Origin of the sequence: Paenibacillus sacheonensis, from assembly GCF_009909195.1 — a bacterium.
In the GTDB taxonomy this organism is placed as follows: Bacteria; Bacillota; Bacilli; order Paenibacillales; family Paenibacillaceae; genus Paenibacillus_Z; species Paenibacillus_Z sacheonensis.
The window spans coordinates 1-18,136 of record NZ_JAAAMU010000019.1 but is presented as its reverse complement, the minus strand read 5'-3'; the positions used below and the strand labels follow the sequence as shown (position 1 = coordinate 18,136).

At 56.6% G+C, this 18,136-nt stretch carries 14 protein-coding genes; 11 read left to right on the top strand and 3 right to left on the bottom strand.

The window, feature by feature from the left end; translation table 11 throughout:
- The first annotated feature begins 98 nt into the window (after positions 1-98).
- Positions 99-449, top strand: a complete 351-nt coding sequence (locus GT003_RS25785; protein WP_161703412.1) for a hypothetical protein — start codon at positions 99-101, stop codon at positions 447-449.
- Between the two features lie 728 nt (positions 450-1,177).
- Here GT003_RS25785 and GT003_RS25780 read toward each other — a convergent pair.
- The 3 genes from GT003_RS25780 to GT003_RS25770 all read right to left on the bottom strand — a co-directional run bounded on the left by GT003_RS25780 (position 1,178) and on the right by GT003_RS25770 (position 4,847).
- Positions 1,178-2,812: an ABC transporter substrate-binding protein gene (locus GT003_RS25780; protein ID WP_161703410.1), complete on the bottom strand. Its 1,635-nt coding sequence runs from the start codon at positions 2,810-2,812 to the stop codon at positions 1,178-1,180.
- Positions 2,813-3,006: 194 nt separating this feature from the next.
- Positions 3,007-3,888, bottom strand: a complete 882-nt coding sequence (locus tag GT003_RS25775) for an ABC transporter permease subunit (RefSeq protein ID WP_161703408.1) — start codon at positions 3,886-3,888, stop codon at positions 3,007-3,009.
- A gap of 14 nt (positions 3,889-3,902) precedes the next feature.
- On the bottom strand, positions 3,903-4,847 hold the full coding sequence (locus tag GT003_RS25770; RefSeq protein WP_338046022.1) for an ABC transporter permease: 945 nt from the start codon (positions 4,845-4,847) through the stop codon (positions 3,903-3,905).
- A gap of 310 nt (positions 4,848-5,157) precedes the next feature.
- On the opposite strand from GT003_RS25770, the gene GT003_RS25765 reads away from it, so the two are divergent.
- The 10 genes from GT003_RS25765 (at position 5,158) to GT003_RS25720 (ending at position 17,640) form a co-directional block, all read left to right on the top strand.
- Positions 5,158-7,449 carry an AraC family transcriptional regulator gene (locus tag GT003_RS25765; RefSeq protein WP_161703406.1) on the top strand — a complete coding sequence of 764 codons (2,292 nt, stop codon included), beginning with the start codon at positions 5,158-5,160 and terminating at the stop codon, positions 7,447-7,449.
- Positions 7,450-7,609: 160 nt separating this feature from the next.
- Entirely contained in the window at positions 7,610-8,053 is a 444-nt protein-coding gene (locus GT003_RS25760) for a HEAT repeat domain-containing protein (protein WP_161703561.1), read from the top strand.
- Between the two features lie 7 nt (positions 8,054-8,060).
- Positions 8,061-8,270, top strand: coding sequence for a DUF3934 domain-containing protein (locus tag GT003_RS25755; RefSeq protein ID WP_161703404.1), 210 nt, complete (start codon positions 8,061-8,063; stop codon positions 8,268-8,270).
- 116 nt (positions 8,271-8,386) lie between these two features.
- Complete coding sequence (locus GT003_RS25750) at positions 8,387-9,262, top strand: sugar phosphate isomerase/epimerase family protein (protein ID WP_161703402.1); 876 nt, start codon at positions 8,387-8,389, stop codon at positions 9,260-9,262.
- A gap of 207 nt (positions 9,263-9,469) precedes the next feature.
- Positions 9,470-10,315, top strand: a complete 846-nt coding sequence (locus GT003_RS25745) for an NUDIX hydrolase (RefSeq protein ID WP_161703400.1) — start codon at positions 9,470-9,472, stop codon at positions 10,313-10,315.
- 167 nt (positions 10,316-10,482) lie between these two features.
- A complete protein-coding gene (locus GT003_RS25740; protein WP_161703398.1) occupies positions 10,483-11,037 on the top strand; it encodes a cysteine hydrolase family protein in 555 nt (184 codons plus the stop codon).
- A 19-nt stretch (positions 11,038-11,056) separates the two neighbouring features.
- Positions 11,057-12,496 (top strand): nicotinate phosphoribosyltransferase, encoded by a 1,440-nt coding sequence (locus GT003_RS25735; RefSeq protein ID WP_161703396.1) that lies wholly within the window; start codon positions 11,057-11,059, stop codon positions 12,494-12,496.
- A gap of 157 nt (positions 12,497-12,653) precedes the next feature.
- The gene (locus GT003_RS25730) at positions 12,654-13,010 is read left to right on the top strand and encodes a hypothetical protein (RefSeq protein WP_420831482.1); all 357 of its coding nucleotides are present in this window, start codon (positions 12,654-12,656) and stop codon (positions 13,008-13,010) included.
- 230 nt (positions 13,011-13,240) lie between these two features.
- On the top strand, positions 13,241-16,912 hold the full coding sequence (locus tag GT003_RS25725; RefSeq protein ID WP_161703392.1) for an S-layer homology domain-containing protein: 3,672 nt from the start codon (positions 13,241-13,243) through the stop codon (positions 16,910-16,912).
- Between the two features lie 170 nt (positions 16,913-17,082).
- On the top strand, positions 17,083-17,640 hold the full coding sequence (locus tag GT003_RS25720; RefSeq protein ID WP_161703390.1) for a DJ-1/PfpI family protein: 558 nt from the start codon (positions 17,083-17,085) through the stop codon (positions 17,638-17,640).
- Positions 17,641-18,136: the final 496 nt, after the last annotated feature.

Genomic DNA, 18,136 nt, shown 5'->3' with positions numbered 1-18,136 from the left:
GGGCTCGACAGTTGCCCCGGGCAGTCGGTGCACTTGCGGCAAGCGGCGCTTCCCCCTACAATGGACGGTAGCGAGAACATAAAGGAGCTTTGCCGCACATGCACAACGACATTACGATTCATCTCTACGAGGACTGGCTGAACACGGTGAAGGAGATTTTCGCGGGCTCGGGTCATCCGCTGCCGGCCGATCTGACGCCGGATCAAGTCGCGCTCGCTTACTTCCTGCAGACGGCGCCGTCGAAGGAGGAAGCGCTGCGCCAGCGCGAGGCCAACGAAGAGCGGCTGAACGATATTCAGCAGAAGCTGCTCGATAACTTCGAGGCCGTCATCCTCCCCGATCTGCGCAGCCGTACCGGTTACGCAGGCGAGTCGTTCGCTTTCAAGTGGGTCTATAATCAAGGCGAACATATCGTCGAGGAGCGTTCCTCGTACCGGATACCGCTGTAAGCGGATCGCATCGCCGCCAAGCAAGACGGACCGCAGAACAAACAGGCACAATCGCCAAGCAAAGGTGGAACCGTCAAGAAGACAGACACAGCAGCAAAGCCCTCCCGGAATAAGAATCCGGGAGGGCTTTCAGATTGTAGAGGCACCCAATTCAAATCATCAAGTTGCTCGGACAGCGAATCAACCCGTTTGAAGGGATCGATGCTGGATGAAAGAAATTCGGCTGACACTGAAAGCCGCCGATCGTTCAACGAGTAGGCATTCCAACGCCTAACGATTGTCAGCGTTGCTATTTCACCAAAAATATGGATGGAAAAATGGTAACGATTGTGATAGACGCTATTTGGCGTATGGAAGCTGATTTAGACGGCAAAATCCCGCAATAAGCCTTCTGGCAACCGTTAGAAATACATAATGCGCATTTTGAGCTGAATAGCGCTCCGTACAATCGTTAGCCTGCGAGGTGTCTGGGTTTATTCCCGCGAGCAGGACTGTAATTGATTGCATCTGCCATCAGCGTCAAATGGATTCCCGAATGTCGATTTTGGGGCAGCATTAAATCCCTCCCGGTACAGGAATCCGGGAGGGATTTTTGCCGTTTGAGCTAATCACTGCACACGCTAATCACTGCACGTGCTAATCACTGCACGCGCTAATCACTGGACGTGCTGATCACTGCACGCACTTAACCACTGCCAGCGCTAATCATTGCGCACCAGAATCAGGCGTTACTTCGACGCTTTCCACGCATCGATCTGCTTCTGCATCTCGGCTATGATTTTATCCGCGCCGGCCGTTTTCATTTTGGCGACGAAGGTGTTGTATTTATCCTCGGAGGATACGCCGAGCTGGATGGCGCGCGAGTATTCGTCGTAGACCGCGGTCGCTTTGGCGATCTCGCCCTTGACCGGCTCCGCGTCGAACGTGAAGCCGAGCAGCTTGGAAGGCAGCGCCTCTTCGTTGACCTTCTTCGTTTGCTCCCAGACGTCGGCCGGCATGCCCTTCTCGACGTTCGCCAGGAAGTTGCTCGCGAACATCCAAGGCACGGACGGATTGTAGCCCTGCTGGTTATCGCCGGGGACCATGAAGCCGTCGGCATCGATTTTGAAATGGTTGTCTTTGATGCCGAAATTAAGCAGGTTGAACAGCTCTTTGTCCGTGTTCAGCAGCTCCAGCAGCATCATCGCGCGCTCCGGATTTTTGGAGTTGCGGTTGATGGCCATCATCGTTGCCGTGATGCCCCCCGTCGTCAAATGGGCCGTGCCGGCCGGTGCTTCCACGTACGGTTCTCCGCCGAGCGCGGCGGCCAGGTTGGCGCCGCCCGGCTTGAAGGCGCCGCCGATGCTGAGGACCCATTTGCCTGCTTTGGCATCGACCCAGTCATCCGTTTTCTTGGAGATGCGCTCCTTGGAGTTCATGTAGCCCTTCGCGTTCCAATCGCGCAGCGTCGCCGCGAACGTCCGGAATTCCTCGGAATCGAACTGGTTCACGACGGTAAGCGTGTCATCGTTGAACCGGACGACGCCGGGCACGTTGATGCCGACGATCGCTTCCATGTTGAAGAAGTCCGGATCGATGCCGATGCTTGGATATCGCTCCGGGTGGTCTGCCTTGACGGCCTGGATGAACGGCTCCAGCAGATTTAACGTATTGTAGGTGATTTTGCCGCCGACGGAATTGATGTCGAATTTGTATTCATCCGCAAGTTTCTGCGTGACGTCGATTGCCGGCGTGCGCGCCGAGATTTGCTGATTGACGAAGCCGTAGATTTGGCCTTTGATCCGCGTGGCATCCCAGAAGGAGGCCGGCATGGAGGCGTAGGACTGCGGCGCGTATTTGTGCAGCAGGTCATCGAGCGGGAGGAAGGCGCCTTTCGCGACGTTTTGCGTGTAGTTATTGATCCAGCCGGCCGTGAACGCGAGGTCGTAAGGCTCGCCCGAAGCGATGACGACCTGCATCTTCTGATCGTAGTCGCCGAACGGGAGCGCCTTGAAGTCGACGGTGGCGTTGATTTTTTCTTTGATGACTTTATTGACCTCGGCGAATACTTTGTCCTGGTCGGGCTGCGGCCAGTTACCCGGGAAGTACCAGGTCAGCTTCACCTCGGGCAGATCGGCGGCATCGCCGGCCGCAGCGCCCGAATCGTTCGTGCCTGCGCCGTTCGCGGCCGCAGCGTCGTTGCCGCCCGCGTTCGTTCCCGTGTTGGCGGGCTTGTCGGCAGCCTTGTTGGTCGAATTGTCGGCGGCGTCTTTATTCCCGGCGTTGTTGTTCGAATTGCCGCATGCCGCGGCAAACAGACCGAATACGAGAAGCAGGATGATACCCGTTAACCCCAGCTTGGTCATGCGGAACGTTCTTGCCATCCATGAAACCTCCCTCGTCATTTGCGTTTCTTTATCCTGAAATGGGGCCGAAGCCGCCATGTCCAAGCATGTGCAAAGCTAACCGGTCATCGCATAGCCGTCCATTGCATAACCGGTCATCGCATAACCGCATCCTGCATAACCAGTGATCGCATAACCGCCTATCGCTTAGCCGAAGCCAAACGCATCGGCCGTCAGCCTTTGATCGCCCCTACGGTCAGTCCGCGGACGAAGTATTTCTGGAAGAACGGAAACACGGCCAGCATCGGTCCCGCAGCCAGGATCGCCATCGCCATGCGGGCGGATTCCGACGGCAGCGTCATGTTCTTCATGCCCGGCGGCATCATGTTCGTGGAGCTGGTCAAGAACGAGATGTTGTTCATCATGCGGTAGAGCATGTATTGCAGGGGAACGAGATGCTCCTCTTCAATATAGAGAAGGCTGAGCCACCAGTCGTTCCAGTACTGCAGCATGGTGAACAGGGCGATCGTGGCCAAGCCGGGCTTGGCGAGCGGCAGGATGATTTGGTAGAAGATCCGAAACTCGTTCGCACCGTCGATCATGCAGGACTCGATGATGTCGTGGGGAATCTTCTGCATGAAGGAGCGCAGCAGCAGGATGAACCACGGCACGGCGAGGTAAGGGAGAATAAGGACCCACAGCGTGTTTTTCAAATGCAGGTAATTGCTGATCAGAATGTAGGAGGGCACGAGGCCGCCGTTGAACAGCATCGTGAAGAAGACGAAGAAGCTGAGTCCGTTCTTGAAGCGGTAGTCCTGCCGGGACAAGGCGTAGGAGATGCCCGCCATGAACAGCACGGACAACAAGGTGCCGATGACGCTGACCAGGATGGAGATCTTGAAGGCGTTCAGCAGCTGGATCGGACGGTAGAGCACGTAGGCATAAGCTTTGAAATCGAACAAATGCGGGATGAGGCGATAGCCGTTCTGGATGATGTCCACCTCGCTGCTGAACGAGATCGACAGGACGGATATAAGCGGAATGACGCAGGACAGGCCGAACAGGATGAAGACCGAATGAATGATGAGCTGCGGGGCTCTTTTCTTCAGCGGCACGGGATCGCCTCCTTCTAGAACAATTTATTGTCGTCGTCGATCTTCCGAACGACGTAATTGCTGAGCAGCACGACGATGAAGCCCATGACGGACTGGAACAGGCCGACGGCCGAGGACATGCCGATATCGCCGGATACCTTGAGCATGCGGTACACGTACGTATCGATGACCTGCGTGACGGGGAACAGCTGCCCGACCTCTCTAGGCACGAAGAAGAACAGGCCGAAGTCGGAATAGAAGATTTTGCCGATCGACAGCAGCGTCATGATCGTGATGAGCGGCATGATCAGCGGGATGGTCACGTGACGGATGGCCTGCAGCTTGGATGCGCCGTCCATCTGCGCCGCTTCGAAATATTCTTGCGGGATGCCGATAATGCCCGCGTAGAAAATAATGCTGACATACCCCAGTCCCTTCCAAATATTAATGAAGGTAAGCATGATCGGCCATATCCATGTTTCGCTGTAGAAGTCGAATGATTCCATGCCGAGCTGGCTGATCCATGAAGTTAGGATGCCGTATGGACCGATGAAGGAGTAGGCCATGTAAGCGACGATGATCCAGGAGAAGAAGTACGGGAAGAAGAAGACGGTTTGGTACGTCTTGAGCCATCTGCGGCTTACGATCTCGTTCAGCAGAATCGCGAAGACGACGGACAGGAAGGTGCCGACGGCGATGAAGACGATATTGTAGGACAGCGTATTGCGAATGACCATCCATGCATCGCTCGACGTGAAGAAGAACTTGAAGTTGGTGAACCCGACCCACGGGCTGCGCAGGATACCGTCGGTATAGTTGACGTTCTTGAATGCGATGAAGACGCCGCCCATGGGCACGTAGGCAAAGACGAGAATGAGAAGAATGGCCGGCAGTGCGAGCAGCGTCAGCTGCAAATTCTTCTTGGCATGCCGCGACGGTGCGAGGAAGGGGCGCTTGACGGATTTTTCTGTTTTGTACACGTTCCGGACTCCTTTGCTATAAGCGGATGGGCAGACGTTTCAATCCAAGGCTGCGCGTTCCTAAGCCAAGGGTTCGTTCGCAGCAATCCGCTATCTATTTTGTAAGCGCTCTCTGTTATAATTCGATCATAGGAGAATCGGATACCGCCGACAATTTCTTATCTTGCGAATTCGTCCGAAGAATGGGGATTCGCCAGTTCTCAAACCGTGCATAAGTTCTCGATCGAGGCATTTTTCCTGATTTTACCGGTTCGCGTTGTAGCGGTTTTGCGTTCTGTGATAGTCTTGGGAATAGAGGAGTGTGGCGAAGATGTTGCGTACATTCGTGCTGAAAAACCCGTTTCAGCTCTTCCTTACGATCCTGCTTCCTTTCCTCGTCAGCACCGTGCTGCTGCTGTTTCTCCAATCCTCGCTGCTCAGCCGCAACTTCGAACGATTCGCCTTGAAGCAAGTGTACGGCCAGCAGCTGACGAACCTCCAGAACACGAGCAGCAACGTAAGCGCGCTCGAGCAGACGGCGAAGTCGGTCTCGACCACGGCCTTCTTCGATGATGTCGTCAAGGATTTGCTTTACTCCGACGTCAACGCCGAGGATTACAGCAAGTATCAGGCCAAGCTTCAATCCTACAAGAACATCTATCCCTTCCTTCAATCCATTTACGTCTATAACGGCGACAGCATGTATACCGTACCGAGAACGCAGTTCGTGCAGGACCGGGAGCATTTTGACGATCCGGGCATTTTCGCGCTTCTGGACAATATGGAGACGTACAAGTCCCACAGCATCGTGCTCCGCAAGATACCGAATATCATGTCGGGCATTTCGACGGGCGCGAAGAAAGATATTTTCGTCTATTCGTATTTGTTCTTCGACTCGCAGCTGACGAGCGGCAAAGTGAACGAAGCCATCATTTTGAACATTTCCGAGGAGTGGCTGAACCAAAGCATCCAAGCGCAGAACCCGGCAGGGAATTTCTCCCGGATCTTTGTCATCGATAATCGGGGCCGTCTCTTGTCGCCCGACGCCGTGCATCCGCTGCTCAGCGACTTGCACGGCGAGGGGTATATCCGGCAGATCAACGAGGCCAAGGACCGGGCAGGCAGCCTCCGCATGAACGTCAACGGCGTGGACGCTTTCGTGACGTACGTGAGCACGGATGCCTTCGATTGGAAATTGGTCAGCGTAACGCCCTACGCGCACATTATGAAAGACATCGAGCATATGCGGCAGAAAACGTATCTGTTCGTGGCGTGCTTCATTATCGGCAGCATGCTGCTGTCGTTTTATTTCTCCCGCAGGCTGTACGTCCCCATGTCGGTCGTCATTCAGAATTACAAGCAGCTGGAGTCCGAGAAGCGCAACGAGCTGTACAACCGGAAGCAGGAATTTCTGCGCAAGCTTGTTCATGCCCAAGGACTGCTCCCGCCGGACTTCGTGACCAAGCAGTTCCAGCGCTACGAGATCGGGCTTGACCCCGCGGGGCATTGTTTGATCGTGCTCGCGAAGATCGACCGATTCTCGGATTTCTGCAGCGCCTATAACCGCGCCGACCGCGATTTATTGAAGTTCGGCATCGTCAATATCGTGAACGAGCTGCTTCGGCCGAGCTATGCGCACGAGTGCATCGACATGGACGAGGACTTGATCGCCATGCTGCTCCAAGTGCCGTCGCTCGGAGCGCCGTCGGAGAATGAAGAGCTGGTCGGCCTGATGAGGCAGCTCCAAGCCCATACGCGGCAATTCCTTCGCCTTTCCGTGTCCATCACGTTCGGCGAACCGTTCGAGACGCTGCGCGCGCTCGATTTCCACTATTTGAAGACGGCGGATTTGTCCGATTACCGTCTGATGTACGGCCGCAACTGCATGATTTTCAGCGATTTGACCGAGGTGCGGACGGAAGACTTCCAGCTGCTGCCTGAGCAGGAGAAGGCATTGACGGAGGCGCTCGTGCAAGGACGGTTCGAAGAAGGCAAGCAGCTGCTCGGCGAGATGGCTCAAGGCGCATCGCGGTATGGCTATACGGCCGTTCATTCGATGTTCATCCGGCAGCTGCTGCTGATCCGCCATGCGGTCGAAGTGCTGGAGAGCAATCATGCGATGAAGGTGGATTTCCAATTCAATGCTTACTTGGCGAAGCTGCAGAAGCTGGAGACCATCGAAGACGTCCTGGCGGATTACGATGCGCTGCTCGACGGATTGGCCTTGGAGCTGGAAGCGAAGAGAGACAACCGGTACACGAAGCTGCTCGAGTGCGTCACGCGGATCGTGGAGCGGGAGCTGGCCAATCCCTGCTTGTCGCTGGATGCGATCGCGGAAGAAGTTCATCTCTCTCCGCCTTACCTGGGCAAGCTGTTCAAGAAGCATCGGTCGATTTCGGTCGCGGATTATATCAATGGCGAGCGTCTGCAGTACGCCGGGCGGCTGGTCGCCTCGTCGGACGATCCGATCGCGGACATCATGGAGAAGTCGGGCTTCTCCAGCCGAAGCCACTTCTTCACGCAATTCAAGCGGGCCTACGGCACGACGCCTAGCCAGTATCGTACGAACGCGAAGCTCGAAGCGGGCGGCGGACCGCGGCTGTCCGACGCCTATCAACGGTAGGATGGCGGGTGCGGCATTGACTTTAGGTTTAAATAAGGGTAGCGTGGTACTAGCTGGCAATGGATATGCAGGCCGCGGCCGATGAGCGCTGCGCCGTGCGGACAGCCGATCTATAACCTAAGGGAGATTGATGAAAGTGGAACATACAGAGGAACAAGCCATGCAGCAGGCCGAGGAACAATCGGAAACTTCGCCGGGCATGGAGGAGTTGAAGCGGGCCGCGAGCCGGACTTCCAATTGGAGAGAACGTCTGAAGGCCGTTGAAGCATTGCGGGAGCTGGGCGGACAGCCGGCAGTCGATTTGCTGACGCGCATCGTAAGCAACGATACCGTCCATCAGGTGCAATTGGCCGCGCACGAAGCTTTGACGGAGCTTGGCGTGCAAGCCGAGCGTCCGGCGAAGAAGACGAACGAGCTCGTGAAGGGTACGGGCAAGATTCTGCTACGCATCAAGAAGAGCCTGCCGGCAGGCCATTCGTACGAGGCATTCAAAGAGAAGCTGAAAAACATGCGGACGGACGTGTACGATATTTACGAAGGCGACAAAGGAGAAGGCTTCGACGAATGGCTCGAGAGCACGTGGTCTTCTTTGTCCGGCAGGTAGGCCGCGCATGGCCAAGAGCAAGGGCGGCACGGGCCGCGGCACGGACAAGAAGGGCTGGAACCGCTGGCAGGCGAGCGCGAACCGGTTGAAGAACGCGCCGAAGCCGTATAAGAGCAAAGGCACCAAGAAACCGCAGGATGCGGACGGCGCGGCTCCGGCAGCGACTGCCGCGAGCAAGAGCTCAAGAACCGGCAACGGCGGCGGAAGTTCGCGTTAACGAAGAGAAGTTAGGGAACAGGACATCCCTTGCCCGCTGATGCGCTTGCCTGCGTCCGCGGGCAAGGGATTTTTGTGCGGATGACAATAGCGATGTAACTCATGGGAGGTAATGGAATGGTACGTTTCGGAGTCAGCTCTTACAGCTTGTGGAATGCCATCAGAAGCGGGCAGATGAACATTCTGCAGGCCATCGAATGGATCGCGGACAATGGCGGCGAGCACATGGAGGTCGTTCCGCTGGATATGAAGCTCGAGGAAGACCCGACGCTGGTGCGGGAGATCGCGGCCAAAGCCGCAGAGAAGGGAATTGCCCTGTCCAATTACGCCATCGGCGCGGAATTCGCGGTCGGAGACGACGAATCGTTCCGGAAGGAGATCGAACGCGTGAAACGGCAGGTCGACGTTGCCCATGCGCTCGGCATGAAGCTGATGCGCCATGACGTCGCCTCCGTTCCGCCGGCCGAAGCGACGCTGGGCAGATTCATGGCGGATTTTCCGCGCCTCGTCGATGCCTGCCGGCAAGTGGCCGACTATGCGGATACGCTCGGCATCGTGACGAGCGTGGAGAATCACGGTTATTACGTGCAAGCGAGCGAACGCGTGCAAGCGCTCGTCGAAGCGGTCGGACGACGGAATTTCCGCACGACCATGGATATCGGCAATTTCATGTGCGCGGACGAGAATTCGGTTGTCGCCGTTCAGCGCAGCGTGCGAAATGCTTCGATGATTCACCTCAAAGATTTCTATTCGAGATCCGAGCGTGCGAATCCGGGCGAAGGCTGGTTTCGCAGCGCCGGGGGGAACTACCTGCGCGGCGCGATCGTCGGGCAAGGCGACATCGACATGTACGAGGTGCTTCGCATTATTAAGTCTTCCGGCTACGACGGATTCATCTCGATCGAATTCGAGGGGCACGAAGACTGCCGGTACGGCACGCGCGTCGGGCTCGAGAATGCCAAGCGCATTTGGAACGAGATCGGCAACGTCTAGCGCTGAGATCGCGGCGGTCATTGCCGGGCGATGCCATTCGCCGGGCATGGCCGGCTAACGGCGCTTATTGAATAAACGATCCCATCTTCGTGCACGCTGTTAGCGGGTACATACGCGGAGATGGGATTTTCTTTCAGGAGGCGCTTGATTTTTGTTTTTGATTATGTCAAAATGACAATATAAAAGAACGAAGCAGGTGACCCTCGCATGACCGAGCCGAACAACTTACCGAGTAATAGGTCAGACCATGCATCGCATGACGAGTCTGGCCACGAGCCGAACGGCAAGCCGTTTGACGAGGCGGCGAACTACTCCGCCAGCCGGTACCGTACGCCAGACGGCGCTCCGGCCGACATCGTCATTTTCACGATAACCTCAAGGGAACGCGGCACCGCCAAGAAATCGCTGCCGCTTCGGCAGCTCGAAGTGCTGCTCATTCAACGAAAGGCCTGGCCGTTTCAAGGGCAGTGGGCGCTGCCGGGCGGGTTTTCCAAGGAAACGGAGACGCTGATGGACAGCGCGCTGCGCGAGCTGCGCGAAGAGACGGGCGTCGCCGACGTTCATATCGAATATTACGGCGCTTATAGTACGCCGGGCCGCGATCCCAGGGGCTGGATGATCTCGCATGCGTTCTTCGCGCTCGTGCACGAGCATGCGCTGGCGAACCGGCGGGCGGCTGACGATGCCGCGGACGTGCGGCTGTTCCCGATAGAGGAGGCGCTGGAGATGAATCTGGCTTTCGACCATCGGGAGATTCTGGCGGATGCGCTGCATCAAATCCGCGTCAAGATGCTGACGACGACGATCGCCAAGTCGTTCCTGCCGGAGGAGTTTACGATCGGCGAGCTGTATCAGGTGATCGAAGCGGTCGTGCCGGAGTTCGAAGAACGGAATTTCATTCGGAAGATCACGTCTACGCGGAGCCGCGAAGGCATCATAGAAGAAGTGCTCGACAGCAAGGGCGAGCCGAAGCAGTCCAATCGTCATTCCCAGCGGGCGGCGCAGCTGTACCGGTTTACGGAATATGTGCCGCGGCTTTCGATTTACAGCTAAGGATAAGGGCATGCCCTGCGGGCGGTAAGGATCTCCAATCGCTGTTGTAACCGGACTTATTTAATAAGAACTTAGCGGTGTAAGTCCGATTACAAAGGCGAACGCTATCGCTTTTCCGATTCCTTACCGCCCTCCGGGCACAAGCTACTTGTGAGGGGGATTTTCAAATGAAAGCACTCATCGTCATCGATTACACCGTCGACTTCGTGGTCGGCAAGCTGCCATGCGGCCAGCCGGCGATCGATATCGAGGATCGCATGGCCGCATTGACGGAGCAGTTCGCCTCGCGGGGGGATTTCGTCGTGATGGCCGTCGACCTGCATAAGGAAGGGGATGCGCTGCATCCCGAGCATAAGCTGTTTCCCCCGCATAACATCGAAGGCACGAGCGGAAGGGATTTGTACGGCAAGCTGAAGGAGGTCCACGAAGCGAATCGAGATCGCATCCATTGGATGGACAAAACGCGCTACAGCGCTTTTTGCGGCACGGATTTGGAATTGCAGCTGCGCATGCGGGACATTCGGGAGCTGCATTTGATCGGCGTCTGCACCGATATCTGCGTCCTGCACACCGCCGTCGACGCGTATAACAAGGGGTTTCGTATCGTCGTTCATGCCGATGCAGTCGCAAGCTTCAACGCGCTCGGGCATGAATGGGCCTTGACGCATTTCGCGGGATCGCTGGGTGCCGCCGTTTATAGAGACGGACAGCAAGATAAATAGTTAAAGGAGAGTGAAGCAGATGAGCGAAAACCTGACCATGCATACCGATAAATATCAAATCAATATGATGTACGCGCACTGGGTTCAAGGCTCGCAAAACGAGCAGGCCGTATTCGAGGTTTATTTCCGCAAGCTTCCGTTCGGCAACGGCTATGCGGTATTCGCCGGCTTGGAGCGGGTGGTCCGTTATATGCAAAGCCTCCGGTTCGGGGACGAAGAGATCGCCTTTCTCCGCGAGCAGGAAGAGGGATACACGGAGGCGTTTCTGGATGCGCTGCGGGAATTCCGGTTTACGGGGCAGCTGGATGCCGTGCCGGAAGGGACGGTCGTGTTCGCGAACGAACCGCTCCTTCGGGTTACGGCCCGGATATTCGAAGCGCAGCTTATCGAGACGGCCATTCTGAACTTCGTCAACTATCAGACGCTGATCGCGACGAAAGCATCGCGAATCAAGCAGGTGGCCGGCGAAGACGGCTTGCTGGAATTCGGAACCCGGAGAGCGCAGGAAGCGGATGCTGCCGTCTGGGGAGCGAGAGCGGCTTACCTCGCCGGATTCCATGCCACGTCCAACCTGCGCGCGGGCATGCTGTTCGGCATTCCGACCAAGGGAACCCATGCCCATGCCTGGGTACAGGGACATGACAGCGAGGAAGAGGCATTCCGCAAATACGCGGAGGCGCTGCCCGATCAAGTGACGTTGTTGGTGGATACATACGATACGCTGCGCAGCGGCGTTCCGAATGCGATCCGGATCGGGAAGCTGCTGGAGAAGCAGGGCAAACGGATGAACGGAATCCGGCTGGACAGCGGCGATTTGGCTTATCTGTCGCAGGAAGCGCGGCGCATGATGGATGAGGCGGGGCTGCATTACGCGGGCATCGTCGCATCGAACGACCTGGATGAGGGCATTATTTTCAGCTTGAAGGGCCAGGGGGCGAAGATTGACGTCTGGGGCGTCGGTACCCAGCTCATTACTTCGGGCGACCAGCCATCGCTTGGCGGCGTGTATAAGCTGGTGGCGCGGGAGAAGGATGGCGAGCTCATTCCCGTTATCAAAATTTCCGGCAACCCCGAGAAGGTGACGACACCGGGGCGCAAGGATATCTATCGGATCGTCAATCGCGAGACCGGCATTGCGGAAGGCGATTATTTGACGCTCGCGGAAGAAGGCCCGTTGAACACGGAGGAGCCGCTGCGGCTGTTCGATCCGATCCATCATTACATCCAGAAGGTCGTTCAACGCTACGATGCCCTACCGCTGCTGACCGCCGTGTTCCGAGACGGAGCATTGGTTTACGAGCTCCCGACCTTGGAAGAAGCGCGCAGCTATCATCGCGGACAGCTTGCGTTGTTTTGGCCGCAGGTGCTTCGGAAGACGAATCCCGCGGAGTACCGCGTCAACCTCAGCGATGCGGCGTGGGAGCTGAAGATGGCGATGATCGCGGAGCATACGATTTAACGGCCTGCGCAATCGACCAAGAAGACACGGCACGTAAACAAGCGGTTTCGGCCCGAGGGGTGAAGCCGCTTGTTGGCGTTTATGCCTGCCCCTGTTCCTAATCGCCGGCATCCGCTCTATCGCACTTTGCGCCCGCATATATATGAACCAAAGGAGCGTGAGGAAATTGAACGAAAAGGTGCGAAGCTATTTCCGGTTGAAGAAGAAGCAGAAGGAGATCGAGCAGGAGCTGGCCAAGCTGCGCGAGGAGATTTTGGCGCATTGCGCCGAGAACGATACGAAGTCCGCGGAGTTCGGCAGCTATATCGTTAAAGTGATTCCCCACCGGAGAAAAGAATACGACGAGGCTAAGCTGTTCGAGGCACTGCCGGACCTGGAGCTGTGGCGCCTGCTTTCGAGCCCGGACACCGCCAAAATCGCGAATCTCGTCAATTTGAACGTCCTCACGGAAGAGCGGCTGAAGGATACGTTCAACGTGAAGGAAGTGTCTTATTTGCAAGTCGAGCGAAAATAGCGAGAGCGAGGACCGGTCGCTATACGCAAAGTGCGGACTGGCAGCGGCGCGCTGTACTTCTTCAAGTCCACGGCCATTTGTTAAAATTGTGCGTCCGGTTATCCGAACGAAGGAATTCGTCCTCCATTTGTCGAATGTTGAGCTTCGAGGAAGAAGCTTGAATCGGGTTGAAACGGACTCTATCCAATTTCTGAAGCGAAGTCAGTCATATCGAACAATGGGGGAACAGAATGAATGTGCCACGTTTAACGAAAAAAATGGTCAGCCTCACGGTGGCCGGATCGCTCTCGCTTTCGCTGCTGGGCGCAGCCAACGGCGCGGCCGCCGGGTTACCGGCATCGACCGCAGCTGCGGATATTACGGGACATTGGGCGGAGAAGGATATCGCGCAATGGATCGCCGACGGCCTGATCAAAGGCTATGAGGACGGCAGCTTCCAACCGGATAAAGAAGTGACCCGGGCCGAGTTTATCGCGCTCGTTAATCGCGCTTTCCGCTTTGCGGAAGCCGGCAGCGCTGCATTCAAGGACCTTCCGGCGGCGGCTTGGAGCTATGCCGATGTCCAGAAGGCCGTGAAAGCAGGATACATAACCGGATTCTCCGATGGAAGCGTTCATCCCGACGCGCCGATTACCCGGCAGGAAATCGCGTTGGTCGTCGAGCGCCTGCTCGGCTTGACGCCGTCCGTACAGGACGCGGCATCGTTTAAAGACGCCGCGTCGATCCCGTCCTGGAGCAAAGGCGCCATCGGGACAGCCAAGGCGAACGGGATCATGAGCGGATACGAAGACAATGCGTTCAGACCTGCGAATAAAGCGACCCGCGCGGAAGCCGTCGTGATTCTGAGCCATGCGCTTCAAACGAAAGCGGCTCCCGCGACGTTCGACAAGGGCGGGGTCTACGGGCCGGAGACGGGCACCCGGACGATTGCCGGCGATGTCGTGATCTCCGCGGCTGGCGTTACGCTGCGGAACACCGTCGTCGAAGGGAATTTGACGTTTGCCGCCGGCGTCGGCGAAGGCGATGCGACCTTGGACCATGTCACGGTCAAAGGCACGACGCTCGTTCAAGGCGGCGGAGCGCACAGCATTCACGTCGAGGATTCCGTATTGCTGACGATCGTCGTCGACAAGTCCACGGGAACCGTGCGAATCGTGGCGGAAGGCACGACGACGGTCGCTTCCGTCGTTATGCAGACCGGAGCGACATTGGAGGAGAGCGGGCTGACGGGCGAAGGTTTCACCGACGTTAAGTTGAGCGGTCTGCTGCCCCAAGGCGCGCTCATAACGCTCGTTGGCTCCTTCGACGACGTCGACGTCTCGAGCGTGAAAGTCAAAATCGCCATTCCAAGCGGTTCCGTGCGGCAAATCACCGTCGACGAGCATGCCGACGGCAACGGGTTCGACCTGGGTTCCCAAGCAAGAGCGGTGAATCTCGTGCTTTATGCCGCAGTACAGTTCGTCGGCGGCGGGACAATAGAATCCGTTAAAACCATGAATCAGGCTGCGAAGGATTCGAGCACCTTCGAAACGCATCCAAGCCAAATGCAGGACGCGGTCGGCTCTGTCTATTACCCGCCGCCTCCAAGCAGCGGCTTGAACCAGCAGCAGATCGACGCTTTGGCAGCCGAACGCGTCTCGGCATTGATCGCCGCGCTTCCCGTCGCAGTGGATTTGACGCTTGCCGCGAACGAAGCGGGCGTCGGCGCCGCGAAGGATGCGTTTGCCGCATTGACGACGGCCCAGCAAGCGCTGGTAACGGCGGAGCATCAAACCAAGCTGTCCGGCGCGGTCGCACGCATTGCGGCACTGAATGCAGACAAGGCTGCGGCGGAGCTCGTCATTGCGAAGATCGCGGCTTTGCCGGCAACGGCGAACCTTGAACTGTGGGATGAGCCGGCTGTCAATGAAGCGAACGCTGCTTTTGCATCGCTAACGCAAGCGCAACAAGATTTGATTCTGCCCGCGGACCAAGCCAAGCTAAGCGATGCTGTCACTCGGATCGCGGAATTGAAGGCGGACAAGGCGGCAGCGGCTCTGGTCACGTCGCAAATCACGGCTTTGCCGGCAACCGCGAGCCTCGCGCTGACGGACGAAACGATCGTCAACGAAGCGAAGGACGCATTCGCAAGACTAACGGCAGCTCAAAAACAGTTGATTTCGTCTGTTGACCAAACAAAATTAGGCGATGCCGTCGCCAGGATCGCAGAACTGAAGGCAGACCGAGCGGCAGCGGATGCGGTCATCGCGAGAATCACGTCTTTGCCTGCAATCGGCAGCCTGACGCTGCAGCATGAGACGGCCGTCAACGAAGCAAGAGACGCATTTGCTAGATTAACGGCAGTCCAGCAAGCTTTGGTCCTGCCGGCCGAACAAACCCGACTCCGTGACGCCGTCGCTCGAATCGCGGCATTGAACGCGGATAAGGACGCAGCGGATGCGGTGAATGCGCTGATCGCAGCCCTGCCGGACGCGGCACAGCTCCAACTAACGGATGAAGCCGTCGTCCATACGGCGAAAACCGCTTTTAATGCGTTGACGGCCGAGCAGAAGGCTTTGGTGTCCCAAGAGAACCAAGCCAAGCTTACGGCAGCGGATACCCGAATCGCGAAACTGAACGCGGACAAAGACGCAGCCGATGCAGTCACCGACCAAATCCTGGCGCTGCCGCCAGTCGCGGGGCTTACGCTCGCGAATGAAACAGCCGTTCATTCGGCAAAGTTCGCCTATGACGCGTTGACGTTGGAGCAACAAGCGTTGGTGTCTTCTGACGATGCCGTCAAACTATCCTCGGCAGTCGCGCGAATTGCCCAATTGCATGCGGATAAAGCGGAAGCGGATCTTGTCGCCGACCAAATCAAGGCCTTGCCGGTCACCGCGAATCTGACACTGGCGAACGAGGCGGCCGTTAACGCGGCAAGCGGTGCCTATGCGGCTCTAACGGCAGACCAGCAAGCGTTTGTTTCGGGAACCGATTTCGCAACGTTGCAGGCGGCAATCGCCAAGATTGCCGAACTCAAGGCCGATCAAGCGGCGGCGAATGCGGTCATCGCCCAAATCGCGGCTTTGCTGCCGATCGCCGAGCTTACGCTTGCCGACGAAGCCGGCGTAACGGCTGCCAGCGCTGCGTACAACGGCCTTACGGCGGTACGGCAAGCACTGGTGACCAACCATGACGTGCTCGTCCAAGCCGAAGCGAAGATCTACGAGCTCCACCATCCGTCCCTGAAGAGTTTGGCGATTGCAAGTCTGGATTTCGCAACGATCGCCGCAGTACAGGCGCAGGGCCAAAGCCTGGCCGTACCGGCCAGTACGGATTTCACGGGCAACAATACGATTGATTTCACCATTGCATTCACGTACGCGAACGTTCCGAGGGAAGTACATGTTCTGTTGAATTGGAACATCGCGCCGAACGGCTTCACGCCGGGCGAGATCGTTGGCGGGGTAGTCGACAGCTTCATCCAGCAGTACTGCTTGGATAATGGCATCGACTTGATGCAGCGTCCGATCGAGGCTTTCGGTGCCGGAAACACGTTCATCATTCGTGGATCCGCTCCGGGATCACAGGGAACGTTCACGGTCAAGGGAAGCGGCGCCGTGCAGCTGTTCGGAGCCGAAAAGCAATTCGCGGGCACGGATACGAACACGTCCAAGAACCGTACGTTTACGGTAGGCGACGGCACGCATACGGCGACCATCGTTCTGAGCAGGGCGTACGCAACGATAGACAGCCTTGTCTCGGCTTTGAATACGCAGCTTCGCAATGCGAGCGTAGCTGCGGTGGCTGCGAAAATCGACGGGTCTCATTTCTCGATTGCGCCAAATAACCCTAGCGGGCCGCTTACCATCGGCGGAACGGACAAGGGCCAGTTTTTCAGTGCATTCCAAATCAACGGTTAATATCGTTCATTTCGCAAGCTGAACAAGCAGAAGGCACCGAGGCAGCTCGGTGTCTTCTTTATTGATTTCGAAGCGATTCGACACGGTACGTCAAAAACCACCCGTTTACATAAAATGGGGGCTTCTTCATACTGAAAGAGTGCCTGATATTATTGAAGAGGAGCGATAGCATGTCCAAACGCATTCTCATCGTCACCGGAGACGCCGCAGAAGTACTCGAGGTTTACTATCCCTATTATCGCGTGCTTGAAGAAGGCTATGAAGCCGTCATCGCCGCTCCGGTCAAGAAAGTGCTGCATACGGTCGTACACGATTTTATCGAGGGTTGGGACACGTACACCGAGAAACCGGCACATCTGCTGCCTGCGCATGTTGCATTCGCGGACGTGGACCCTGCCCAATATGACGCGCTTCTCATACCCGGCGGCCGAGCGCCCGAGTACATTAGAGGGGATGCCGACCTTCCGCGAATCCTTAGTCATTTTCTGGAGTCGGACAAACCTGTCGGAGCGATTTGCCACGGCGTGCAAGTATTCGCTGCCTTGAAGGATACAAGCTATTTCGAAGGGCGTACGATGACGGCCTATAATGCGTGCCGTTTGGATGTGGAACGCCTGGGAGCGCGTTATGCGCCAGATACGCTTCATGTGGACGGCAAATTGGTCTCGGGTCACGCTTGGCCGGACTTGCCGGGTTTCATGCGCGAATTCCTCCGGTTATTAGCCTAGTCCGGATAGTGTTTCAATCCGTTGAGACTGCCGTCCGGCAGTCTTTTTACATTGACGAGATTCATATCGAGCAGCTAGGAAACAGGGTACCGAATTTTCATTCGACATTTTCCGAGAAAAAGCTTGCATGTCCAAAATGATCTATGGTATATTCTAATTCCGGCCGAGACGGACATGTCGAAACGGTGATCGAAATCGAAACAAGTTTGAAAATAAAGCTTGCCAAACGATTTCGAAATATGATATATTCTAATTCCGGGCCGAGAGGCTTGGACGAAAAATGAGCACCATTTGTTCCTTGAAAACTGAACAATGAGCGACCTGTCAAAAGGTCTTAAATCGCGAAACTAACGTTTCGCAAGCTAGTATTTTGAATGAGCTACCAAGCGAATTCATCTAGGCGAATGCTGCATGTCCAACCTCGGTTGTGCACGCAAACCAATCGTCTTTTATGGAGAGTTTGATCCTGGCTCAGGACGAACGCTGGCGGCGTGCC